Annotated in this window: 1 pseudogene; it reads left to right on the forward strand. The window is 56.2% G+C overall.

The window, feature by feature from the left end:
* Positions 1-180 (forward strand): annotated as a pseudogene (locus ACSZPU_RS26630) (hypothetical protein); the annotation flags it as partial.
* Positions 181-201: the final 21 nt, after the last annotated feature.

The following is a 201-nucleotide window of genomic DNA, read 5'->3' on the forward strand; positions in this document are numbered from 1 at the left end:
GCCGAGGACAACGCCCGCGTCGACTTTGGAATTACCGGATGGTCGCCAGAGTTTGCCGACTGGTATCGCGAACGCCGCGAGCAGTACCGCAAAGAGGCTCTGGATCACCTCAACGTAGACGCTACCACCGATGAAATCGACGACGAAATACAGAACGAGCTGGAGGCCTGGAATGACTGAGTTGAATTACAACCCGGCAGA

The organism is Phytobacter sp. V69 (genome assembly GCF_965644215.1).
GTDB lineage: Bacteria > Pseudomonadota > Gammaproteobacteria > Enterobacterales > Enterobacteriaceae > Phytobacter.